Raw genomic sequence first — 5,030 nt, forward strand, 5'->3', positions numbered from 1 at the left:
ACGCTGGCCGACCACTTCTTTCAGATGGAAGCCATGGGACGGGCGGAGGACCCGTTCCTGGAGGGGTACACGTCACTGGGCTTTCTGGCCGGACAGACGACGACAATCGAGCTGAGCCTGTTGGTCACCGGCGTCACCTACCGTTATCCGGGTTTGCTGGCCAAGGCCGTCACGACGCTGGACGTCTTGTCGCAGGGCCGGTCGATGTTGGGACTCGGCGCGGCCTGGTACGACCGGGAACACGCCGCCCTGGGTTTTCCGTATCCGCCGGTGAGCCAACGCTTCGAGATGCTCGAGGAGACACTGCAGATCTGCCGGCAGATGTGGAGCGACAACGACGGCCCGTACCAAGGCAAGCACTATCAGCTGGCCGAGACAATCTGTGCGCCCCAACCGATTCGGCGTCCCCCGGTGCTGATCGGCGGGGACGGTGAAAAAAAGACGTTGCGTCTGGTCGCGCAATACGCCGACATCTGGAATTCCACGGTGACCGAGGTCGACGCGATCAAGCACAAGATCGAGGTGCTCAACCGTCATTGCGAGGCGGTCGGCCGCGACCCCGGCGAGATCCGCAAGACGGTCGGCTACTTCGTCAATCCGTTCGAGGACCTGGACGGGTATTTCCGGACCGTCGAGGGCTACGCCGGACTCGGCGTCGAGCTGGTCAATGCCGGTCCGTTCCCCGGTAATCCGGATCCGGTCGGCTTCGTTCGACGCCTGGGCGACGAAGTGATTCCCCGGCTCGCCGAAATCGGTTGACCCGGTTGGTGATCGGTTAACCGGGATAGCGCGAGTAACAGGCGTCCGCGTTGCCCGTCACGCCGCCGCGGAACGCAGCGATCCGGGTGAATCCGGCCGGCACACTGGTGCCGTCCGCGTCGCTGGCGACCAGATGGTTGGTGAGCAGGCCGGCGACGGCCTCATCGAGATCGCCTGCGGTCAGCAACAATTGGTTGTGCGAGGGCAGGTCGATCGGCTCGGCCATCTTGCGGTGCACCACACCGGTCAGGCACGCGGTGCGCAGCGCGGTCCACGGGCTCTGCATCGGCAGGCCACGTTCATGCTGCACGGCCAGCGCGTATCTCGACATCACCACCGACAGCGCGGTGTCGTCGCCCTGCGGCAGGGTCTGTTGCTTCTCGTCGGCGAGCGTGCCCATGGCGGCGAGGCCAGGCAGGTCGACCACGATGGTGTTGGTGCCCGGGCAGTAGGACGCCGGCGGGGTGGCCTTGGCGTCCGGGCAGTCGGCCGGCTGGTAGGACAGCGCCGGCGGGCTGGCCGGGGCGAAGATCTTTCCCAGCAGCTCCATGAGATTCGACAAGGTGTCCTGGTTGATGGGCACCTCGCCGGTTTCGGGTGCGCCGGTGCTGGAGTCGACCCGCAGGGCGTTCGGCAGGTCGCCGCGGCGCTTCTCGATCTCCTTGCGGTTGATCGCCGCACAGGCCGAGGCGCCGTTGAGGAATCCCATTTGAAAGGCGCTGATCCGGTCCAGGGCCGACCCGTGGGCGTCGTCGTTCTCGGTCTCGCTGTCCATGACGGGGTCCCGCGTGGTGATGATCCCGGCCAGCACGTGGTCGAGCCCGTCGGCGGTGCTCAGCGTGAAGCGCGGCGACTTGCCGTCGGCGACCCAGTACAGATAGACGCCCGCGAAGCAGTCGGCCTGCTGCTCGCGGACGATGGTCGCGTCGCGTCTGGTCACCAGCTTCGCCATCTGTTGCAGCGCGTGCCCGAATTCGTGTGCCAGCACGCCGGTGACGGACATGTCACCGAAATACTTCTGCGCCATGGGCATGAATACGCCGCGGTCCCAGGCGATCAGGTTGCACTTGCCGGTGTAGAAGGCGTTGACGAGCTTGTAGGTGTCGTTGTGGCACACGATCGGGCTGCTGGGATCGGTGGAGTTGTAGGACACCATCTTGCTGAGCGGAACGAACTTGCCCTGCAGCGATTGGTCATACACCGACTTCCAGTAGTCCTCGATGTCGTTGACCGACAGCAGTGCGAGTGTGTCGATGGGGCCGTTGTCGGTGTTGAGCACCTTGCCGGTGGGACTGGGCGCGTTCGAACGGATCCCGCTGGGTCCGTTGGTCGCGGGCAGCCCCCCGACCAGAAACGGATCGTTGAGCATCGACAGCGCGCGTCCGTCGACGAAGGTCGTGCAGCCGGCCACCAGGAGTGCCGCCGCCGCCCACACGAGGGCCGACCTGAGCGCATGGCTTTTCATGACCAACCTCATCCCGACCGGCTACGACGCAGCATCAAGGAAACTCATCCTAGAGGCATCGACCATAACGGGCAGCAGGAATCGGGCGACCCAGCAAACGTCGACACGAACGCGGCAACCGATGCCGCTAGCGTTCCAGCGCCCGTGCGCAGTGGTCGAGGATGGCGCGGAAGGTCCAGCGGAACAGCGGCGACGTGACCGCCTCGGTCACCTTGCCGCCCCCGCTGGCCGGAACCGTGTAGGCGGTCTCCCAGTCGACGTGCGCGCCGTCGCCCGACGAAGTGATCGTCACGGTCCCGCCCTCGTGATTCGAGGCGGGTATCGAGCGGACGACGAGGTAGGAGTAGTTGTGCGGCGGCTCGTAGGCGGTGATCCGTTCGCGCAACCACACGCCCAGCCCCGTCACTTCGCGCACTGCCCCCACGCCTGGGCCCGACGAGCCGTCGGCCCAGCCGGCCCTGAGCAGCAACGGAGCGGTGGTCAGGTTGGCCGGGTCGGTCAGCCAATCGAAGACGCGTTGCGGCGCCGCCGCGACGGTGCGCTCTACGTGAATCTGGACCATGCGCTCCCCTGCCCTGCGATGCCGACGGGTGTCACCGACATGCTAAACGGTGGGCGGTCGCGGTTCAGGGCACCCGGGTGCGGTGCCTCTTGTTGTGCGGCGGCACGCCATTGACCCCGCCGATGGATTCCGCGTAGCTGCCGACGACGAACCCGACGCCAGAACCCATGACCGCCAACGCTTCCCGGTTGATGTTGTCGACGGTGTCACGAGGGCTCTGGAAGTTGGGATCGAACGCCACGCCGGCCTGACCACCCCATAACCGGGCCTGCACGGGGCTTTTCGGCTGCGAGGCGCCGGTGGTCATGCCGCCGACCGGCACGCCGGCCACCATGAACGGGTGGTAGTCGGCCCTGGTATCGAACGGCAGGTCGGCGGGACGCTTGCCGGCGAGGTTCAGATAACCGGCCAGCATGCGTTCGATGCCGGCCGATCCCTCGGGCACGTCCGCGGCCGAGACGTTGGGTGAGGGCGGGCCGGACTGATCGCCGTCGTCGGTGAAGAATCCCGCGTTCGGCGACCCCAGCATGGTGAAGTTCAGGTAGAGCGCGATGTCGTTGAGTTGGTCGCGGTCCATGCCGAACACGTAGTCCATGACGCCGTTGCGGCCGTCCTCGTCGGCTCCCCAGAACACGAACCGCACCGCGTTGGTGACCGGGGCGAGCGGGCCCAGTTGCAGCGCCGTCTCCAAAACGGCGGCCACCCCGGAGCCGTCGTCGTTGATCCCGGGCCCGGCGCGGGAGCCGTCCAGGTGGGCTCCGACCACGACGACGTCGTGGGCCGACCCGGTCTTGGTCTGCGCCACGACGTTTCGCGAAGTGATGTTGACGTTCTGCGCATCCAGCACCAGGCGTACCGGTGCCGTGGAGCCGGACAGCGCGGCGGCGCCGTAGGCGCCCAATACGGCGACCGGCACGGTCAGCTGCTTGAAGTAGCCGGGGGTGAACAGGGTGGGCGGCGCGCCGCGCCCGGTGGGTGAACTGAGCACGATCAGCGCGCTGGCGCCCTTGGCCACCGCGCTGTTCTGTTTGTCGACCACCGAACAGTGCGCGTCGTCGACGACGGCGATCGCCCCTTTGGGCAGGGGCGACGGGTAATCGGTGGCCGCGCAGCCCGAGGGCTGGGCCGGCCGGACCGGCTGGCCGGTCAGTCCGCCGGGCGGCGTTTGGACCAGCAGCGAGGCCTGGTCGACCGAATAGGTACGACCCGCAACGGTCAGCGCCGGCTTACCCAACGACACGGTGTAGAGCCGGTCGAACTGCGGCGTCTGTACGTCGAAACCCTTGTCTCGCAGTGTCTTAGCCACGTAGTCCACGGTGGCGTTGAAGCCGGGTGTGCCGTCTGCGCGGTTGCCGCCGTTGGCGTTGGCGATGTTCTGCAGGGCGCGCAGATGGGTCAGCAGGCCCTCGACGTTCACCCGTTTGGCCAAGCTGTGCGCTAGGTCCGGGGTGGCCGTCGGCTGCCCCGGCCGGGTGTCCGAACACCCGGCCGCCAGCGCGGCGAGCAGCAGCAGCGTCGCGACCAGCCGGGACATCATGACTTGGCGAGCACGTGCCGGACCCGGTCCGCCATGGCGGGGACGCCGTTGTGCCCGCCGAGGTCCTGCGCGTACAGACCCATCGCGTAGGCCACCCCACCGCCGTTGATTCCCAGTGCGGTGCGGTCGATGTGGTCGAGGGTGTCGGTCTTCTGGTGGTAGTTGGGGTCGAACGGTTGATCGGCGGCGCCGCCCCACAATTTGGCCTGGTCGGCGGACATCTTCCCCTCCGCCCCCGAGAACAGGCCGCCGGCGGGGACGCCCGCCAGGGTGAACCCGTCGTAGTCCGACCGGCCGTCGAACGAGGTGTCCTGCGCGGTCTTGCCGGCCGACTTCAGGTAGGCGACCAGCGTGCGCTCGATACCGGCCGAGCCCTCCGGCACCACCGGCTGGCCGCGCGCGTCCGCGGGCAGCGATTGGTCGCCGTCGTAGGTGAAATAACCGGGGTTCGGCGATGCGAGCATGTCGAAATTGAGGTACAGCGCAAGGTTTTTCAGCGCCGTCAGGTCCAGCGACTCGACGTAGTTGCGCGACCCGATCAGTCCGAGTTCCTCGGCACCCCAGAAGCCGAACCGCAGCGCGTTGCGCACCGGTGGTGAATTCCCCAGTCGCACAGCGGTTTCCAGCACCGCGGCCACGCCCGATCCGTTGTCGTTGATGCCCGGCCCGTCGGGAACGCTGTCCAAGTGGGCCCCGGCCATCACCAC

Annotated in this window: 5 protein-coding genes; 1 reads left to right on the forward strand and 4 read right to left on the reverse strand. The window is 67.4% G+C overall.

Going from position 1 to position 5,030, the window contains the following annotated elements:
• Nucleotides 1–759 (forward strand): LLM class F420-dependent oxidoreductase (locus A5659_RS21885; RefSeq protein ID WP_067184211.1); only part of this gene is annotated, 759 nt, incomplete at its 5' end.
• 16 nt (nt 760–775) lie between these two features.
• Here A5659_RS21885 and A5659_RS21890 read toward each other — a convergent pair.
• The 4 genes from A5659_RS21890 to A5659_RS21905 form a co-directional block, all read right to left on the reverse strand.
• Nucleotides 776–2,224, reverse strand: a complete 1,449-nt coding sequence (locus A5659_RS21890) for a neutral zinc metallopeptidase (protein WP_067184214.1) — start codon at nt 2,222–2,224, stop codon at nt 776–778.
• A gap of 127 nt (nt 2,225–2,351) precedes the next feature.
• Nucleotides 2,352–2,786 (reverse strand): SRPBCC family protein, encoded by a 435-nt coding sequence (locus A5659_RS21895; protein WP_066872442.1) that lies wholly within the window; start codon nt 2,784–2,786, stop codon nt 2,352–2,354.
• A gap of 64 nt (nt 2,787–2,850) precedes the next feature.
• Nucleotides 2,851–4,323, reverse strand: coding sequence for a M28 family peptidase (locus A5659_RS21900; protein ID WP_067184217.1), 1,473 nt, complete (start codon nt 4,321–4,323; stop codon nt 2,851–2,853).
• Nucleotides 4,320–5,030: M20/M25/M40 family metallo-hydrolase (locus tag A5659_RS21905; protein WP_156749309.1), on the reverse strand; the 711-nt coding region annotated here is incomplete at its 5' end. The genes A5659_RS21900 and A5659_RS21905, both read right to left, overlap by 4 nt.

Source organism: Mycobacterium sp. 1165196.3, from assembly GCF_001673415.1.
GTDB lineage: Bacteria > Actinomycetota > Actinomycetes > Mycobacteriales > Mycobacteriaceae > Mycobacterium > Mycobacterium europaeum_A.

Excerpts from the sequence above, each read along its gene's own strand:
- A5659_RS21895 (WP_066872442.1), bottom strand. The coding sequence starts at position 2,786 with ATGGTCCAGATTCACGTAGAGCGCACCGTCGCGGCGGCGCCGCAACGC.
- A5659_RS21890 (WP_067184214.1), bottom strand. The coding sequence starts at position 2,224 with ATGAAAAGCCATGCGCTCAGGTCGGCCCTCGTGTGGGCGGCGGCGGCA.
- A5659_RS21900 (WP_067184217.1), bottom strand. The coding sequence starts at position 4,323 with ATGATGTCCCGGCTGGTCGCGACGCTGCTGCTGCTCGCCGCGCTGGCG.